This is a genomic window from Pseudomonas sp. 67(2021) (assembly GCF_017491835.1).
Lineage (GTDB): Bacteria > Pseudomonadota > Gammaproteobacteria > Pseudomonadales > Pseudomonadaceae > Aquipseudomonas > Aquipseudomonas atacamensis.
The window spans coordinates 1-234 of the sequence record NZ_JAFGYL010000128.1; the positions used below are offsets into that span (position 1 = coordinate 1).

A 234-nucleotide genomic window follows, 5' to 3' on the forward strand; every position below is an offset into this window, starting at 1 on the left:
CGTTCAGACTGGACATCTTCACCGCCGACATCTGGGGCGTGAAAAACCCCGATCTGGGCAGTGTGATGAACCAGGTGCGCAACATGATGCTGGTCACCGTCTGGGTGTTCATCGGCATCGAAGGCGCCAGCGTCTATTCGGCTCGCGCAGAAAAACGCAGCGACGTCGGCCGCGCCACGGTGATCGGGTTTCTCGGCGTGCTGGCGCTGCTGGTACTGGTCAACGTGCTGTCGC

1 protein-coding gene is annotated in these 234 nt (G+C 61.5%); it reads left to right on the forward strand.

The genetic code is table 11. From position 1 onward, the window contains the following. A partial coding sequence (locus J5M66_RS26840) for an amino acid permease (protein ID WP_207817563.1) occupies positions 1 to 234 on the forward strand: 234 nt, incomplete at both ends.